At 69.1% G+C, this 16,760-nt stretch carries 12 protein-coding genes; 4 read left to right on the forward strand and 8 right to left on the reverse strand.

What is annotated here, in order from left to right:
• Both G6O54_RS10455 and G6O54_RS10460 read right to left on the reverse strand, forming a co-directional pair.
• On the reverse strand, positions 1-1,542 hold a 1,542-nt coding region (locus G6O54_RS10455), incomplete at its 3' end, for an ABC transporter permease (RefSeq protein WP_165224356.1).
• Between the two features lie 21 nt (positions 1,543-1,563).
• The gene (locus G6O54_RS10460; RefSeq protein WP_250846808.1) at positions 1,564-2,277 is read right to left on the reverse strand and encodes an ABC transporter ATP-binding protein; all 714 of its coding nucleotides are present in this window, start codon (positions 2,275-2,277) and stop codon (positions 1,564-1,566) included.
• Positions 2,278-2,501: 224 nt separating this feature from the next.
• On the opposite strand from G6O54_RS10460, the gene G6O54_RS10465 reads away from it, so the two are divergent.
• A complete protein-coding gene (locus tag G6O54_RS10465; protein ID WP_250846809.1) occupies positions 2,502-3,914 on the forward strand; it encodes a sulfatase family protein in 1,413 nt (470 codons plus the stop codon).
• A 12-nt stretch (positions 3,915-3,926) separates the two neighbouring features.
• Here the strand turns inward: G6O54_RS10465 and G6O54_RS10470 are convergent, their stop codons facing one another.
• Positions 3,927-6,062: a right-handed parallel beta-helix repeat-containing protein gene (locus G6O54_RS10470; protein ID WP_165224365.1), complete on the reverse strand. Its 2,136-nt coding sequence runs from the start codon at positions 6,060-6,062 to the stop codon at positions 3,927-3,929.
• A 403-nt stretch (positions 6,063-6,465) separates the two neighbouring features.
• Between G6O54_RS10470 and ispE the strand changes: the two genes are divergently transcribed.
• The 3 genes from ispE (at position 6,466) to G6O54_RS10485 (ending at position 9,243) form a co-directional block, all read left to right on the forward strand.
• The gene (gene ispE, locus G6O54_RS10475) at positions 6,466-7,344 is read left to right on the forward strand and encodes a 4-(cytidine 5'-diphospho)-2-C-methyl-D-erythritol kinase (RefSeq protein ID WP_165224368.1); all 879 of its coding nucleotides are present in this window, start codon (positions 6,466-6,468) and stop codon (positions 7,342-7,344) included.
• Between the two features lie 31 nt (positions 7,345-7,375).
• Positions 7,376-8,026, forward strand: coding sequence for a SpoVG family protein (locus G6O54_RS10480; RefSeq protein ID WP_165224371.1), 651 nt, complete (start codon positions 7,376-7,378; stop codon positions 8,024-8,026).
• Between the two features lie 224 nt (positions 8,027-8,250).
• A complete protein-coding gene (locus G6O54_RS10485; protein WP_165224374.1) occupies positions 8,251-9,243 on the forward strand; it encodes an alpha/beta hydrolase in 993 nt (330 codons plus the stop codon).
• A 145-nt stretch (positions 9,244-9,388) separates the two neighbouring features.
• Here the strand turns inward: G6O54_RS10485 and purQ are convergent, their stop codons facing one another.
• The 5 genes from purQ to G6O54_RS10510 all read right to left on the reverse strand — a co-directional run bounded on the left by purQ (position 9,389) and on the right by G6O54_RS10510 (position 16,714).
• A complete protein-coding gene (gene purQ / locus G6O54_RS10490) occupies positions 9,389-10,162 on the reverse strand; it encodes a phosphoribosylformylglycinamidine synthase I (protein WP_165224377.1) in 774 nt (257 codons plus the stop codon).
• Positions 10,163-10,198: 36 nt separating this feature from the next.
• The gene (locus G6O54_RS10495) at positions 10,199-11,032 is read right to left on the reverse strand and encodes an NYN domain-containing protein (RefSeq protein ID WP_165224380.1); all 834 of its coding nucleotides are present in this window, start codon (positions 11,030-11,032) and stop codon (positions 10,199-10,201) included.
• A gap of 88 nt (positions 11,033-11,120) precedes the next feature.
• On the reverse strand, positions 11,121-13,991 hold the full coding sequence (gene purL / locus G6O54_RS10500) for a phosphoribosylformylglycinamidine synthase subunit PurL (protein WP_165224605.1): 2,871 nt from the start codon (positions 13,989-13,991) through the stop codon (positions 11,121-11,123).
• Between the two features lie 70 nt (positions 13,992-14,061).
• A complete protein-coding gene (locus tag G6O54_RS10505; protein WP_250846811.1) occupies positions 14,062-14,916 on the reverse strand; it encodes a prephenate dehydrogenase in 855 nt (284 codons plus the stop codon).
• Positions 14,917-15,358: 442 nt separating this feature from the next.
• The gene (locus G6O54_RS10510) at positions 15,359-16,714 is read right to left on the reverse strand and encodes an FHA domain-containing serine/threonine-protein kinase (protein WP_165224383.1); all 1,356 of its coding nucleotides are present in this window, start codon (positions 16,712-16,714) and stop codon (positions 15,359-15,361) included.
• Positions 16,715-16,760 lie beyond the last annotated feature (46 nt).

The raw sequence follows: 16,760 nt of genomic DNA on the forward strand, positions 1-16,760 counted from the left end.
ATCGTGTCGTAGTGCGGTGACGGGGTCGACCTTCGCGGCGTGGCGGGCCGGGTAGAGGGCTGCGACGATGGTCACGCCGACGGTGAAGAGGAGGACCAGCACGCCGATCCGGGGCGGGAAGGCGAAGATCGAGCCCGTCAGGTCGATCTTCATGTCGCGCTGGACCATCGAGCGGACCCAGGCGTCGCCCGGGAACGAGATCGACCAGGCCAGGAGGAGGCCGATCGCGCCGCCGACGAGGCCGATCAGCGCCCCCTCGAGGACGAAGACCGTCTGGAGCTGCCAGTCCGCCGCCCCGACGGCCTTCATGATGCCGATCTCGCGGCGCCGCTCCAGGACGCTCATCAGCATCGTGTTGGCGATCCCGAGGGCCGAGACGAGGAGGGCGACGCCGGCCACGCAGGTCATGCCGCCGAAGATGAGGAGGTAGGTCAGCCGCTCGCGCTCGATGAAATCGACGATCGACCGGCTGCCGAACCCGAGGGCCTCGACCTTGCCGACGACCTCCTTGACGTTCCGCGTGTCGTCGACGAAGAGGACCGCCCGGTCGATCCCCCGCTCGCGGCGGCCGGGATCGCGGAAGGCCAGGTCGATGGCCGTCCGCCGCGGCAGCACGAGGTCCGTGTCGGCCGGGAAGCCGGTCCAGGCCTGCCTCTTCTCGTCGTCGGTCATCTCGCGGAAGATCCCCACGACCCGGAAATCGTCGGCGACCTCCGCCGGCCGGACCTTCGCGGGCCCGGGCCGGAGGGCCTTCCGCAGGGCGGCGACCTCCTCGGCGGTCAGGCTCAGCCGGTCGAGCGCGCCAGGTAGCTGCCAGGCCAGTTGCCGGAGCGCCGACTGTTCGTCTCGGCCTCCCTCGCCGCGCGATCGGCCGGACAGCCCGACATAGATGCTCGGGCCCTCCTCCACCCCTCCCATCGCGATCCGGAGCGGCTTGCCGATCACCTGCTGGAGGTCCGCCTCATCGACGAGTCCGATCCGGTAGGCGAACATCTCGGCGAGGAGGATCGAGCGCTCCTCGTCGGATTCGAACGCCCGGCCGGCGATGATCCGCTTGCGGAACTCGGGGTCCTCCCCGGCGCCCGATGAGACGCTCGCAGGCTGGGGCCGGTTGCCCAGGGTGGCGACGACACCTTCCCCGACGATGGGGATCATCCTCTCGACGTGAGGGATTCGCGCGAGCGTCTCCAGGCGTTCCGGCGTCAGGCTGACCTCTTCCCGGCTCGGGCCGCCCTGGCGGCGACGCTGTGCCAGGACCTTGCGGATCCGCTCGCGACGCTCCGGAGACATCTTGCCGGCGACTTTCACGTCTTCCTCGGCCCCGGGCTCGGCCGGCTTCCAGCCGGGAGAAACCGTGATCTTGCGCGCGACGTCTCCGCGGCTCGCCTCGCGCTCGATCGTCCGCTGGACCCCCTCGTCGATCGACAGGCTCGCGGCCAGCACGAACGCACCGAAGATCACGCCCAGGGTCGTCAGGCAGGTCCGGATCTTCGAATGTCCGAATGAGGCCAGCGGGAATTTCAGCAGGTCGTACCAACGCACCGGGCGAACCTCCGACGACTCCTAGACGGCGACCTCGGGCATGATCCGGCCGTCGAGGAGCCGGACCGTCCGGTCGGTGCAGCGCGCGGCGAGCTCCTCGTCGTGCGTGACGAGGACGAGGGTGGCCCCGTGCCGTCCGACGTAATCGAGGAGCAGGGCCATGATCTGCCGCGCCGTCTGGCTGTCGAGATTGCCCGTGGGCTCGTCGGCCAGGATCACGCGGGGCTGATTCACGAGCGCCCGGGCGACGGCGACCCTCTGGTTCTCGCCGCCGCTCAGTTGACTCGGCCGGTGATCGAGCCGCGCCCCGAGCCCGACCGCTTCCAGGGCCTTCCGAGCCGCGGCCCGTCGGCTCCCCGGCGGCTGGCCGGCGAAGACCATCGGCAGCTCCACGTTCTCGACGGCCGTCCTGGTCGCGATCAGGTTGAAGGACTGGAAGACGACCCCCACGACGCCCGATCGGAACCGTGCCATCTCGCGACCCGACAGCGCGTGCAGGTCGAGCCCGCCGACGCGGAGGCCGCCGGAGGTGGGCCGGTCGAGCCCCGCCATCAGGTTGAGAAGCGTCGACTTGCCCGATCCCGACTTGCCGAGCAGGGCCACCCGCTCCCCCGGCTGCACCTCGATCGAGACCCCGCGCAGGGCCTCGACCCGGCTGTGCTCGATCCCGTAGACCTTCCGCAGGTCGTCCGCCCGGATCGCCGGCCCATCCCGTCCCACGCGATCCGATGCCATCGCGGCCCCGCCCTCGACGCTGTCAGCGACTCCTCGACGGTCGATCATCTTACACATGTCGCTCGCCCGCTGCCAGGTCCGACCAGCCGCGGGTCGCGGACCGCTCGCGAGCACCGATCGGCGGCCGCCGAGCCGATCGAGGGCGGGCCGCCGCCCGGTTGCAACGCCCCGTCATGGCCGTCAAGATGAGCGGACGACCCAGCGTCTATACCGGAGGATTCGCGGTGAAGAGGTTCCTTCTCACTCTGCTGTTGTTGTCAACGTTTGCGGGTCGGCCCGCGTCCGCCGCGGACCGGCCGAACGTCCTCTGGCTGATCGGGGAGGACCTCGGGCCGGAGCTGGGCTGTTACGGGACGTCCCTGGCGCGGACTCCCAACCTCGATCGGCTGGCGGCCGAGGGCGTCCGATTCACGCGGGCCTACTCGACCGCGCCGGTTTGCTCGGCCAGCCGCTCGGCGTTCATGACGGGCATGTACCAGACGACGATCGGGGCCCACAATCACCGGTCGCATCGCGACGACGGCTATCGCCTGCCGAACGGCGTTCGGGTGCTGACGGACTGGCTCCGCGACGCCGGCTACTTCACGGCGAATGTCGTCACGCTGCCGCCGGGCCTCGGCTTCAAGGGGACGGGCAAGACGGACTGGAATTTCACCCACGAGGGGAAGTCGTTCGATTCCGATCGATGGGCCGACCTGAAGACGCACCAGCCGTTCTACGCCCAGGTGAACTTCCAGGAGACGCACCGGCCCTATCATGCCGCGGCCCGGACCGATCCGGCTGCGGTCTCCATTCCGCCCTATTACCCGGACCATCCGGTCACGCGAACGGACATGGCGAAGTACCTCGACGCCGCCGCCGAGCTCGACCGCAAGGTGGGGGCGATCCTGACGCAGCTCGAGGCGGACGGGCTGGCGGAGAGCACGATCGTCGTCTTCCTCGGCGACCACGGCCAGTCACACGTGCGGGGGAAGCAGTTCTGCTACGAGGAAGGGCTGCACATCCCCCTGATCGTCCGCTGGCCGAAAGGGCTGAAGGCCCCCTCCGGATACCGCCCCGGTACGGTCGATGACCGGCTCGTCGAGTCGATTGACCTCGCGCCCACGACCCTGGACATCGCCGGCGCGGGCAAGCCGGCGGCGATGCAGGGGCGGATCCTCTTCGGCGATCACGCCGACTCGCCGCGGACCTACGCCTTCGGCGCCCGGGATCGCTGCGACGAGACGGTCTTCCGCTTCCGGACCGTCCGCGATGGACGTTACCGCTACATCCGCAATTTCACGCCCGACCGCCCGTTCCTCCAGGCGAATGCCTACAAGGAGCGGAGCTACCCGGTCTGGAACCTGCTCAAGGAGCTGGACGCCCAGGGGAAGCTGACGCCCGTACAGAAGGTGCTGACCGCCCCCACGATGCCGGCGGAGGAGCTTTACGACCTGGACGCCGACCCGCACGAGATCCACAACCTGGCCGGATCCGAGGTGTCCGCCCACCGCGAGGCCCTGGCCCGCCTGCGAGGCGTCCTCGAACGCTGGATCGAGGAGACGAACGACCAGGGCCGCACCTTCGAGCCGGCGGACGTCGCCGCGGCCCACGGGGCGACGAGGCCGGCCACGAAGGGACGGGCAAAGGCCCGATAGCGTGGAAGTCGGTCAACGACTCCTTGGTCCGGCCTTCGAAACGTCGAACGGGACGAACCCGGCCAGGGCTTCGCTCGAGCTCGCGGTCAGGCCGAAGGCGTCGTGGCCGGGATCGGTGAGATGCGGGTCGGCGATCTTCGAATCCCGGTCCTGACCGGCTTTCCGCCATTCGTCCCAGGTACGCTGGTCGAACCGGATCGCGGGGTCGGACGTGCGCCAGTAGGTGTTGCCCTCGAAGCTGGCCTGGATCTTCTTCCAGTCGCCGGAGAGGAGCGGGCCCTTGTCCCAGTAGACGATGTTGTGTTCGAACCGGAAGCTCTGATGATCCTCCACCCTCGACCGCTGGATCTGGGCATCGCGGCCGAAGGCGAGGATGTTGTTGCGGAAGGTGTTCTCCTTGCCGTAGTGCTGGTGGAAGCCCCCGTGAGTCGTCCGGTAGACCAGGTTCTTCTCCGCCAGGATGTGGGTGGTCCCCTCGTCGAAGTAGATGCCCCAGCCGCCGTAAACGCGAGCGGCGATGTCGTGGAAGACGTTCTGGCGGATCACGGTCCCCTCATGGTTGCCCAGGGTGTAGATCCCGGCCATGTCGCTGAGGATCGGGGTTTCGGCGTCTGACTTCTTGCCGATGTGGTGGACGTGGTTGAATTCCACCAGGTTCTTGGCGGCGTTGGCCGGGCCGTAGCCCCAGGTCCAGCCGATCGAGATCCCCGTGTAGAGGAAGCCGTGGATGTCGTTGTGGGCGATCACGTTCCCGGGCGACTGGCCGATCCAGACGGCGACGCAGCTCGGAAAGAGGTATCCGCCGTCGCAAATCACGCAATCGGTCACGACGTTGCCGGAGGCCTGACGGGGAGCCTCGGGGCGAATCGAGGTCTCCCCGAGCTTGATGCCACCGGCCCCCAGGTCGGTCAGCGTGCATCGCGAGATCGTGTTCCCCTGGCAGCCCTCGGCGAGCTCGATCCCGTAGGTGCCCGCCTGCGTGATCGTGCAGCCCACGAACGAGCAGGACCGGGCACCCCGGCCGGCGACGAGGCCCGGCACGCCGATGGCCGCCTGGCCGAAGCCTGAGGCCGATGCGTCGGGCTTGAGGTTCCAGCCGATGGCCGCCTCTTCCGCGGTCGGGTGGTTGAGCTGCGCGTGATCGAAGAACCACTCGCCGTGCGCGAAGGTGATCCCGCGGAAGTTCACGTGCTCGACATAGGCCCCCTCGCCGGGGCGGCCGGCCAGGCGGAGGACCTGGGCGAGGCGGGGTATGACGACCGTCGCGACGTTCGGATCGACGCCCGAGGTCGGGATCAGGGTGACGGTCCGATTGTTGGGGTCGTATTGGTATTCGCCCGGCTCCGTGAGGTGCACCGGGACGTTCTCGATCCAGTAGCGGTCCCCCTTTTCCGGGAGGAACACGGTGCGCTTCTCGAAGCGGACGACCCGCTTCGATTCGTCGACGGCCTTGATCGGCAGGTGCGATTCGACCCAGCGGTTGGCCAGGATGGCCTCGCCGGAAGTCAGCCCGGGCCAGCCCTTCAGGTCGCTGCCTTCGAAGGCGAACTCGTTGACGCCGCGGGACCAGTTGTCGTGCTTCTCGCCGTCGCTCAGGCCCGCGACCTGGAGGGTGCCGGACTTGGGCCAGCGAGCCCGGCGCATCCGGACGCCGTTCACCCAGAGCTCACGAACCGCGGCGTAGGGAGCCCCCGGGACGACCTCTCCGGGAAGCCGCACGGTCCATGCATCCCGGCCGTTGATCTTGGTACGGGTCCAGCCGCTAAGGACCGTCCCGCCGCTCAGGACGGGGGATTCACCGCGGTAGGCGGCCCAGGTTATCGGCTTTTCCTGGGTTCCGGAATCCTCGGGAAGGAGGGTGAGGGGATCGCTCAGGAAGTAGGTGCCGCTCCGGATCTCGATCCGGATGCCTTCTCCGGCGAGGCCAGCCTTTCGAAGCTCTCTCGCCAGCTCGAGTGCACGCCGGGGCGAGGCCACGGGGCCGTCCCGGCCGTCGGGCGAGGGGGTGGGACGGCGGCCGGTCCAGGCGTTGTTGCCGTCCGTCGAGACGTAGACGATCGCGGGGGCGCCGCGGGCCGCCGTGGTGATGGGGGCGGAGGCGAGCGAGGCGAGCGACAGGATCAGCACGAGGCCGGGGATTCGGATCATCGGTGTGATACCTCGGTAGGCGGAAATCCCGGCTGGTGGCCCGGGAGGTGGGAGGGACGCCGGTCGGGGGCGGGATGGCCGAACTGCCTGGCATTACAGCACCGCCGCCGCCTGCGGGCAAGCATCTATCCGCTTTCGATCTGGCGTCGGACCGGCCCGAAAAACGGGCGAGTTTCGGCTTGCACGATGGCCATGATCCGTGTCGGAGAAGCCTCCAAATGGGCCATTGAAAGAAATACAAGGTCAAGGCGTCGCGAACCCTTGGGTGATTTCGACTTTAGTAAATTTTCGCTATTGCAGGGATCCGGGGTCCGGGATAGAAACCACCGCGGAATGGCACTGGCACCCGGGTCTGAAGACAGGGTCAACAAGCCTGACGATTGGGATCCGGGGCGAGTGATTCATGATTGTGCGACTCATCGACGGCGGCGTGGAAGTCCTCGCCCCGGCGAAGTTAAACCTGTTCCTCGAGGTCCTGTCGCGCAGGCCCGATGGCTACCACGAGATCGAGTCGTTGATGGTCAGCGTGAATCTGCATGACACCCTGATCGTCCGCGAGGAGGACTCCGACGCGGTCATCCTGGAGTGCGACGACCCGAGGCTGCCGACCGGCGGCGAGAACCTGGTCGTGAAGGCAGCCCAGCGGCTCAAGGCCGCGACCGGTTGTCGTCGCGGCGCCTCAATCACCCTGAAGAAGGTGATCCCCGCGCAGGCGGGCCTTGGCGGCGGCTCGAGCGATGCGGCGGCGACCCTGGTGGCCCTGGACCGGATCTGGGGCCTGGGGACGTCCGAGGCCCGCATGGACGCCATCGCCGGCGAGATCGGCAGCGACGTGCCCTTCTTCCTGCACGCCCCGTCGGCGGTCTGCCGAGGCCGGGGGGAGCGGGTCGAGGCCGTGCCCGTCCGGCATCCGCTTCATTTCGTCCTGGTCGCGCCGGAAGTCGGCGTGAGCACGGCCGAGGTGTACCGGAAGCTCGAGACCGACCACACGCCCCGGCCCATCGGCCCGGTGCTGGAGGCGTTGGACGAGGGGGATCCCGGACCCCTGGGACGGAGCCTCTTCAATCGGCTCCAGCACGTCGCCGAGGATGTCCGGCCCGAGCTGGCTCGGGTGCGGGACGCCCTGGCTGAGATCGTCCCCCCCTTCGAAGGATCGTTGATGAGTGGCAGCGGCTCGGCCTATTTCGGGCTCTGCCGCGACGCCGATGCGGCGGGACGCGCCGCGGATCTTCTCGAACCACTCGGACTAGGATGGGTCCGGGTCGTGACTTGCGGCCCCTGAGCAGAGAAGCCCTCGTAAAGGAGTACTGGCTGTGGAGATCACCGAAGTTCGCATCAAGCTCATGGAAGACAACTCGGGCAGCAACGAACGCCTGCAGGCATTCTGCAGCATCACGTTTGACGACATGTTCGTCATTCGCGATCTCAAGATCATCGAGGGGGCCAAGGGCTTCTTCGTCGCCATGCCGTCACGCAAGCTGACCGATCGCTGCCACAACTGCGGCACCAAGAACCACCTCCGGAGCCGCTTCTGCAACCAGTGCGGATGCCGCCTGGACGAGAACCGCGCCCTCCGGGACGCGGACGGCCGGGCCAAGCTCCACGCCGACATCGCCCACCCGATCAACTCGATGTGCCGGGAGAAGATCCAGGCCGCCGTGCTCGCCTCCTACGCCGAGGAGCTCGAGCGGGCCAAGATGCCGGGCTACATCTCCCGCTACGACGACTACGAGGCGGACGATTACGACTCGCCGTACGAGACCCACGCCGGGACCGGCCACGGCGTCGCCAGCGAGCCGCCGCTCCGTCGCGGCCCGCTCCGCGGCCATACCCAGCACGCCCGGGGCAACCAGTCGGTCCTCCGCGGGCCGCACGTCAGCCCCCGCCGCGAGAACCCCGGCGAGGAGGTCTCCTCCGAGTATCATCGCCGCGGCGAGTCCGCCAACTTCGGCAACGGAATCTGAGCGGATCGATCCCCGATCGAAGTCGACGAACCTCAACTCCTCCTCCCGGCCTCGGATCGAGATCCCCCCGGTCCAGGTCGGGGACATCGCCGCCGGTCTTCACGCCCAGCCGGCCCGCGCCCCGCGGCTCCTCCCGCGAGGCACGGGCCGGCCTTGTGCGCGCCCCCGGGCCCGATAGAATGCCATGATGAGTCTCGATCGAGCCCGAGCCGCGAGTCACTCGCATGCGTTCGCTCACCCAGGTCGATCCCGTTGAGGACACCTCCGGCGCCGAGTCGCCGTCGCCCGCCGCCGCCCGCGACGTCCATCCGGCCGGGCACCGCTCGAGGATACGCCGGCTGGTCATCCGCGGGTTGCGTCTGCTCGGGCTGGTCATCCTGGGGATGTACGCCGTGCTCTTCCAGTTCCAGGAACGATTGATCTTCCCGGGCTCCGACACCCAGGGCAAGCCGGAGGCCCGGGTGGACGCCCGGCCCGGGACGGAGTTGCTGACCCTCAAGAGCAAGAGCGGGGAACGCGTGGTCGCGCTCTTCGGCCCCGCGCTGTTGCCCGGGGGCCGGCCCGATCCGGGCGCCGCGGCCCGGCCGGCACTGGTCTTCTTCTACGGGAATGCCATGTGCCTGGCCTATTCGGACGGCGAGTTCGAGCGATTCCGCCGCCTCGGCCTGAATGTGGTGATCCCGGATTACCTGGGCTTCGGGATGAGCGGCGGCAAGCCGTCGGAGTCCGGCTGCCGCCAGGCGGCCGACGCGGCGCTCGATGCGCTCAACGCCCGGGGATTCCCGGACTCCCGGATCGTGGTGGGCGGCTGGTCGCTGGGCGGGGCCGTCGCGATCGACGCGACGGCGAGGCGGCCCCTGGCCGGGGTCTTCGCCTTCAGCACGTTCACCAGCATGCGCGACATGGCCCGGACCATCATCCCCCGGCCCCTCCCCGTCCCCGGGCTCCTCCTGCGGCACAAGTTCGACAGCCTGAAGAAGATGCCCGGGCTGGAATGCCCGGTCCTGCTGGGGCACGGCCGGCTCGATCCGCTCGCCCCGTTCTGGATGCACGAGGCGCTCGCCAAGGCCGCGGCCAGGCCCGTCGACACGCTCGTGATCGAGGGCGCGGGACACAACGACTTCTTCGAGGGGGGCGGCCCCAGGATCAACGCGGCCGTCTCGAAGTTCCTCGGCGAGGTCTTCCCGGCTCGGGATGAACGGCGAGAATCCCCATAGTGCTCTGTCAACACTCAGATTTGGGTTGCAGGACAGACAGGAATGTCTGTCCCCCGGGTTTCGAGCCAGGTGTGTTTCCGATTACGGAGGACGGGCATTCCTGCCCGTCTTGCCGCTAACCCGAAAATCAGGCTGTGACAAAGCACTACTTCAGGGCCGCCACCGCGCTCCGGAAGATCCGCAGCCCCTGCCCGTCCTCGGGTAGCGGGCCGGCGTGGCGGGTCCAGCGCGGGTGATCGATCGCGCGGACATGCCGCTCGGGATGCGGCATCAGGCCGAAGACCCGTCCCGTGGTGTCGCAGACGGCGGCGGCGGCCAGGGACGATCCGTTGGGATTGGCGGGGTAGTCCTGGGTCGGCGTGCCGCGCTCGTCCGCATACTTCAGGACGATCTGGCCGCGGTCGTCGAGCGCGGCGGCCGACGCCTCGTCGGCCGTCAGGAACTTGCCCTCGCCGTGGGCGACCGGGAGCTCGATCGGATCGTCGAAATCGACGAACGGGGAGAGGCCCGGCCGCGGGACCAGGCGGATCCAGCGGGCTTCGAAGCGGCCCGAGTCGTTGTTCGTCAGCGTCGCCCGGCCGCCGTCCGCGCCGGGCAGCAGCCCGCATCGCACCAGGACCTGGAAGCCGTTGCAGATGCCCGCGATCAGCCCGCCCCGGTCGCGGAATCCCTGGAGCGCGTCCCCGAGCGCGTGATTCAGACGCGTCGCCAGGATCCGGCCGGCTCCCAGGTCGTCGCCGTAGGAGAAGCCCCCGGGGATCGTCAGGGCCTGGAACCGTCCCAGGCCCCGGGGCTCCTCGAAGAGGCGGTTGACGTGCCAGGTCTCGACCTCGGCGCCGGCGAGTTGCCAGGCGGCGATGGTCTCTTCGTCACAGTTCGTCCCGGGGGCCCTCAGGACGATCACGCGGGGAGTGCTCATGCGAGTTCCGATCCCGTTACGATCCGGTGGACATTCTCAGTAATTGGACTCGCCGCCGCCGTAGCCCTGGCCGTGGAAGTCGGGCTCGGCGCGGTAGGCGAGGTTGCGGCGGAGCAGCTCGGCCTCGTAGACCTGGACCACGAAGTCGGCCGCGATCTTGAGCCGCGACGAGGCCCCCTTGGCCGGGAAGTCGGCCGCCGACCCGCGGCGGAACTCGGCGACGCCGACGTGCTTGGCCCGGCTCTTGACGTAGTTGATGCCGGGGATGCCGTCGGCATCGCCGGAGATCAAGAGCGCGATGTCGTAGGTGTCCTGCAGGGCCACCATGTCGACGGCCAGGCTCGTGTCGAGCCCCTTCTCATTGACGGTGTGATGGAGCAGGTCCACCTTCCAGTGCCCCTCCTGGCGGATCTCCACGAAGTCGGTCGCCGACTGGACGCCGTGGTAGAACCGCTTCTTCCGCTCGAGGGCGCGCTTCTTGTTGTCGTACCATTCGCGGGTCTCGGCGAAGCAGGCCGACCAGGCCTCCTCGATCCGCCGTTCCGAGGGCAGCTCCGGCGCCCGCCGGCTGACGTCCTCGATGTAAGCGTCGCGGAGCCTCGGGTTCATCTCGAACCGGGCCCGCAGCCGGGCCTCGGCCTTGGGGTCGGAGAGGTCCCATTCGTCCATCTTGCCGACGACGTACCAGTAGATCCGCGAGTGCTGGGCCGTCGGCCACCGCGCCCCGTCGGCGAACGTCCGGCCCCAGTACTGCACGCTCTGCTCGAAGACGTGCCGATAGAAGGCTCCGTAGTCGTCCACCCGCAGGTTCAGGTGCTTCAGCACCCCATCCAGGTTGGAGCCGTCCACGAACGTGACAAATCTTGACATTGATTTACCTTTATATGTATTTAGGATGTCGTTTTGAATTCGATCCTCCGGCGTCGGGGCGGGACCGCGGGCTCGGCGAGAGGAGCCGTCACCACCTCAGGGTCCGCTGCCAGGCGTCCTTGAGGTCCGGGACGGCGGCGGCGACGACGGGGCGGTGGTCGAGCCCCGAGATCGTCAGCGTGGGGACCCCGCCCGCCGCGGCCTCGCGGACCTCGCCGATCTTCCCCATCGGCAGGGCGCCGATCACGTCCGCGAGCGTGGCGTAGTGCCGCGGCTGGACCTCGAGCAAGAACCGGCCGGGGGACTCGGAGAACAGGAGGATTGGGTCGATCGCCGCGGCATCGTCGCAGGGGACGTCGCGGAGCGAGGCCTCGACCCCGAGGCCGCTCGCGATGGCCATCTCCGCCAGGGCGACCGCCAGCCCCCCCTCGCTGAGGTCGTGGCAGCTCCGGACGAGGCCACGGCTGATGGCGATGTGGACCGCCCGGAAGAGGGCGGATCCGAGCTCCGCGTCCACCCGGGGGGCGGAGCCCCCCTCGATGCCGCGGACGTGGCCCCAGAGCGAGCCCCCCATCTCGTCGCGGGTCGTCCCGACGATCACCAGCAGGTTCCCCGGTTCCTTCAGGTCCATCGTCACGCACCGCCGGACGTCCGGCACCTGGCCGATCGCGCTGATCAGGAGCGTGGGGGGGATGGCCAGGCTCTTCCCCTCGTGGGAATACTCGTTGTTCAGGCTGTCCTTCCCCGAGATGAACGGGGTCTTGTAGGCCAGGGCCAGGTCGTGGCAAGCCTGCGCGGCCAGGACGAGCGAGCCGAGCGTCTCGGGGCGATCGGTGCTCCCCCAGCAGAAGTTGTCGAGGAGGGCGATCCGCCGCGGATCGGCGCCCACGGCCACGCAGTTGCGGATGGCCTCGTCGATGACGCAGGCGGCCATGGCGTAGGGATCCAGGCGGCCGTAGCGGGGATTGATCCCGCAAGAGATCGCGAGCCCCCGGTATGAATCCCGGACCGGCAGGACGACCGACGCGTCGCCCGGCCCGTCGTCGAGCACCCCGACCAGCGGCTTGATGACCGTCCGGCCCTGGACCTCGTGGTCGTACTGGCGGACGATCCACTCCTTGCTGCAGACGTCCCAGTGTCCCAGCAGGGCCAGCAGGTCCGCGCCGTAATCGATCCGCTCGGGCCATTCCACGGGGCGGGGCGGCGGCGCGGTGAATCTCGCGGAGCGGACGACGGCGGGGCGGCCGTCGTGGAGGAACTCCATCGACAGGTCGGCGACGACCTCGCCGTGGTAGCGGAGCGTCAGCCGCCCCGTCGGCGCGAACTCGCCGAGGTCGGTCGCCTCGACGTGCTCCGACCGGCAGAGAGCCTCGAGCTCCGGCCATCGGTCTGGCGGCACGGCCAGGACCATCCGCTCCTGGGCCTCGGAGATCCAGATCTCGGTATAGGAGAGGCCCTGGTACTTCAGGGGGGCCCGATCCAGGTCGACGACGGCCCCGAGCTTCTCGCCCATCTCGCCCACGGCCGAGCTGAAGCCGCCGGCGCCGCAGTCGGTGATGGCGTGGAAGAGGCCGCGGTCGCGCGCCTGCAGGATCACGTCCTGGACCATCTTCTCCGTGATCGCGTTGCCGATCTGGACCGCGCCGCCGGAGATCGACTCGCTCTCGCTGGTCAGCTCGAGCGAGCTGAAGGTGGCGCCGTGGATCCCGTCCCGGCCCGTCTTGCCGCCGATCGCGACGATCCGGTCGCCGGGCTCCACCGACTTGAACGCCATGCCGCGGGGGATGACGCCGACGGTCCCGCAGAAGACCAGGGGGTTGGCGAGATAGCCGGGGTCCACCGCCAGGGCCCCGTTGACCGTGGGGATGCCCATCCGGTTGCCGTAGTCGCGGACCCCCGCGACAACGCCCTTGAGCACGCGGCGCGGGTGCAGGACGCCCGCCGGCAGGCGCTCCGCGGGCATGTCCGGAGGGGCCACGCAGAAGACGTCCGTGTTGCAGATCGGCCGGGAGCCGAGCCCGGTGCCGAGCGCGTCGCGGATCACCCCCCCGATCCCGGTGTTCGATCCGCCGTAGGGGTCGATGGCCGAGGGATGGTTGTGGGTCTCCACCTTGAAGCAGACGTCGACCTCGTCGTCGAACCGGACGACCCCCGCGTTGTCGGAGAAGACGCTCACCAACCAGTCGAGGTTCAGCTCCTGGGTGGCGGCGAAGATCGTCTGCTTGAGCAGGTTGTCGATCGTCCGGCCCTCGAACTCGATCCGGCCCTTGAGCGTCTTGTGAGAGCAGTGCTCGCTCCAGGTCTGCGCCAGGGTCTCGAGCTCGCAATCGGTGGGGTCGCGGCCGAGGCCGGCGAAGTGGGCCTGGATCGACTTCATCTCGGCGAGGCTCAGCGAGAGCTGGCCCGCGCGGCTCGCCTCCACCAGGCCGCGGTCGTCCATGGCGCGGATCGGGACGATGATGCGGCGGAGCTCGTACGAGTGCCCCTGTCCCAGCCGGTCGAACGGCAGGGGGCCGATCACGACCTGCTCGACGGCCTCATTGGCGAGGAGGCGATCGACGAGGCGGCCCCGGAGGTCCTCCGGCCCGTCGATGAGGTACGAGCGGATCGTCCGGATCTCGGATGCGGCGTAGCCCAGGTCGCGGAGCAGCTCGAGGGCACTCTCCGCCTCCGGGTCGGTGACGCCCGGCCTCGGCAGGACGTGGACGATCTTCTCCGAGGTCGGGCTGCCGTCGCCGTCGGGGTGGATCCGGAACGACTCGACGACCGGGTCCACCAGGACCTCGCGCGCGGCCCGTTCCACGTCCTCGCGGCCGAGGGGGCCTTCGATCAGGAAGCCGCGGCTGACGGCGATGTCCCATAATCCCGGGATGCCCGAGTCGGCGGCTTCGTGGGCCAGTCTTCGTCCGGCGAGGTCGTCGCGGCCGGGGGAGGGGCGGATTTCTAGGTGCCAGAGCATGGATCGCCAGGTAGTTCGAGGGAACAAGGGAATGAATTCGTCGTGGGCCGGTCGTGAAGTCGGGCTGCGGTCATTCGTCGCGTTCGCGGGGCGCCTGCCGGTCGTCGTAGAGGTCGCGAAGCTGCCTCGCTTCGTCCCACCATTTCCGGATCGCCTCGGCGTCATCCGTCATGACCGCATACTTGAGCGCCGCGACGCGATCCTGGAAGGACGAGAGCGCTTTCAACAACGGGCCTCGGTTGTCGCGGAAGATCGCCGTCCAGAGCCCCGTGTCGGCCGCGGCGACGCGCGTCCCGTCGCGAAAGGCCCCGGCCGCGAGCAGTTGCCATGCGGGCGGGACCGAGAGGGAGAGGGCCGCGGCCAGCGCGTGGGGGAGGTGGCTCGTGTAGGCGAGGACCTCGTCGTGCTCCGCGGGGCTCATCTCGACCACGTTGGCACCCAGCTTCGACCAGAAGTCGCGGGCTCGTTCCAGGGGCTCCGGGCGCGTCCGAGGGGTGGGAGTGAGCACGCAGGCGCGGCCCCGAAACAGCGTCGGGCGGGCGAAGGCCGCACCGGATCGCTCCGACCCGGCGATGGGGTGGGCTCCGACGAACGGGCCGCAGCCGACGGGATCGGCCTCGACCGATTCCACGATCTTCCGCTTGGTGCTGCCGGCATCCATGATCAGGGCCCCGCCGGGCGCGATCGCGGCGGCCCGGCAAACGTCCCGCGGGATCCGGTCAACGGGCGTGCAGACGACGACAACCTCGGCGTCGCGGACCCCCTCGTCCAGGTCGGTCGTCGCCTGGTCGATCGCTCCTCGCTCCTGGGCCTGACGGAGCGTCTGCAGGCTCCGTCCCACCCCGACGACGCGGGCGGCCAGCCGCTCGGAGCGTAGCGCCATGCCGATCGAACCGCCGATCAGCCCGACGCCGAGGATCGCCACCGTCCCGAATTGCTCCAACGGATCTGCCCTCAAATCCGGTTTCGCACGAGGTTTGACGTGCCGGCGGATGCTCGCGCCCGACGACTCGACCGATCCTATATTAACACGTTCTTCGACCTGCCGACGAGCCCCGTTGGCCGATTGGCCGACGGGATTGTCGCAATACGCAATGGCGGACGTTGACAGCCTTTGCTCCGACGCAGACCCTCCGGGTGGCCGTGGTGGAACACCACGGGACCGCCTCGGCCTTGGTGAAGAGCCAGTCCACCCACTCGGCCTGCCCCCCGTGGTGTTCCACCACGGCCACCCAGTGCCATCTGACAATCTCTCCGCGTCCTAAACCCCTGCCGTTTGCGACAATCCCTGGCCGACGGAGCCCCCGCTCGCAACGGCGCCGGCACTTGCGGGGGAGTGCTTCGGGCGGGCTCCGTGCGATCGAGCCTCAGGGTCGCGGCGTCGACCGCGGCCTGAGGGCCCGCCACATGTCCAGGGCGGAGCCCCAGCGGTCGCGAGGGCGCTTCTCCAGCGCCTTCAGGATCACCGACTCGAGCCACTTCGGGGCGTCGGGACGGAAGGCCCGGAGCGGCACGGCGGGGTGCTCCAGGATCATCTCGTAGGAATCCGAGCGATCCGGATTGAACCCGAGGTAGGGGTACTGGAGCGTCAGCAGGTAGAAGAGCGTGGCCCCGACCCCGTACAGGTCCGCCGGCTCGCGGACCTCTCCGAACTGGCGGATGTGCTCCGGCGACAGGAATCCGATCGTGCCGCCGATCTCCCCCTGCCTGGTCAGGTTTACCAGGACATTGCTGTCGATCAGGCTCTTGGCCAGGCCGAAGTCGGTCAGCTTGAGGCGAGGACGCCGCGCGGGGCCCATGATCAGCAGGTTGGACGGCTTGATGTCGCGGTGGACGTACCCCCTCGAATGGGCGTAGTGGAGCGCGGAGAGGAGCAGCTCGCCGATCCGGATCCCGCTCTCGATCGGCAGGGGCTCGCCCAGGCTCCTGACCCAGGCCGCGGCGTTCTTCCCGTCCACGTACTCCATCACGAGCTGGAGCTGGCCCTCGACCTGGAAGAGCTCGTAGAACTCCACGATGCACGGATGATTCGTGCCGCCCGGCGTGAGCATGTCGTGGAGGGCCTGGATCTCGCGGCGGAAGTACTCCATGGCCTTCTCGCCGCCGGGGCCGCCGGCGGAAGCGCTCATGGTCTTGATCGCCACCCGTCGGTTGCGAGAGACGTGCCTGGCCCGATAGACCTGCCCCATGCCGCCCTCGCCGATCAGCTCCTCGATCAGGTAGTCCGGGCTGGTCTCCGGGAACTGCCGGCGGCGCAATTCGCAACGGTCGCAGATCCAGACGTTCGGGGAGATCTGGACGACCTCGGGGATCGATTCCGAGCTCAGGCTCCCGTGGCGGATGATCTCCCCGTCGGCGGGCGGCAGGATCCGCGCCCCGCAGCCGGCGCAGCGGTGGTGGAAGCCGGAGCCGGCCTCGTCCTCGGACTCCTCGAAGTGGACCCGGAAGTGGCTGTCGCCGGCCGAGATCGTGTCCCCCTCGCGGAGCAGCAGCCGCTCCACGCGGAGGCCGTTCACCTTGGTCCCGTTGGTGCTCCCCATGTCCGCGATGTGGCAGCTCGGCGGGACGTTCTCGATCGCGAAATGCTCGCGCGAGAGGGCCAGGTCCTTGATCATCGGCAGCGCGGCGCGGGACGACCTGCCGACGACGAACCGCCCGGCCTCGTCGATGCGGAAGTCGTGCCCCTTGTGCGGGCCGGAGATGACCTGAAGGACGATGTCCATCCTGCGCTTCCCTCCGGCTACCGTTCCCCCCCGCCGGCCGTGTGAG

It is taken from the genome of Aquisphaera insulae (assembly GCF_011064615.1).
Classification (GTDB): domain Bacteria; phylum Planctomycetota; class Planctomycetia; order Isosphaerales; family Isosphaeraceae; genus Aquisphaera; species Aquisphaera insulae.

What these genes read in the sequence shown, in the direction of transcription:
- G6O54_RS10495 (WP_165224380.1), bottom strand. Translation starts at nt 11,032, where the DNA reads ATGTCAAGATTTGTCACGTTCGTGGACGGCTCCAACCTGGATGGGGTG.
- purQ (WP_165224377.1), bottom strand. Translation starts at nt 10,162, where the DNA reads ATGAGCACTCCCCGCGTGATCGTCCTGAGGGCCCCCGGGACGAACTGT.
- G6O54_RS10485 (WP_165224374.1), top strand. Translation starts at nt 8,251, where the DNA reads ATGCGTTCGCTCACCCAGGTCGATCCCGTTGAGGACACCTCCGGCGCC.
- G6O54_RS10470 (WP_165224365.1), bottom strand. Translation starts at nt 6,062, where the DNA reads ATGATCCGAATCCCCGGCCTCGTGCTGATCCTGTCGCTCGCCTCGCTC.
- purL (WP_165224605.1), bottom strand. Translation starts at nt 13,991, where the DNA reads ATGCTCTGGCACCTAGAAATCCGCCCCTCCCCCGGCCGCGACGACCTC.
- G6O54_RS10460 (WP_250846808.1), bottom strand. Translation starts at nt 2,277, where the DNA reads ATGGCATCGGATCGCGTGGGACGGGATGGGCCGGCGATCCGGGCGGAC.
- G6O54_RS10510 (WP_165224383.1), bottom strand. Translation starts at nt 16,714, where the DNA reads ATGGACATCGTCCTTCAGGTCATCTCCGGCCCGCACAAGGGGCACGAC.
- ispE (WP_165224368.1), top strand. Translation starts at nt 6,466, where the DNA reads ATGATTGTGCGACTCATCGACGGCGGCGTGGAAGTCCTCGCCCCGGCG.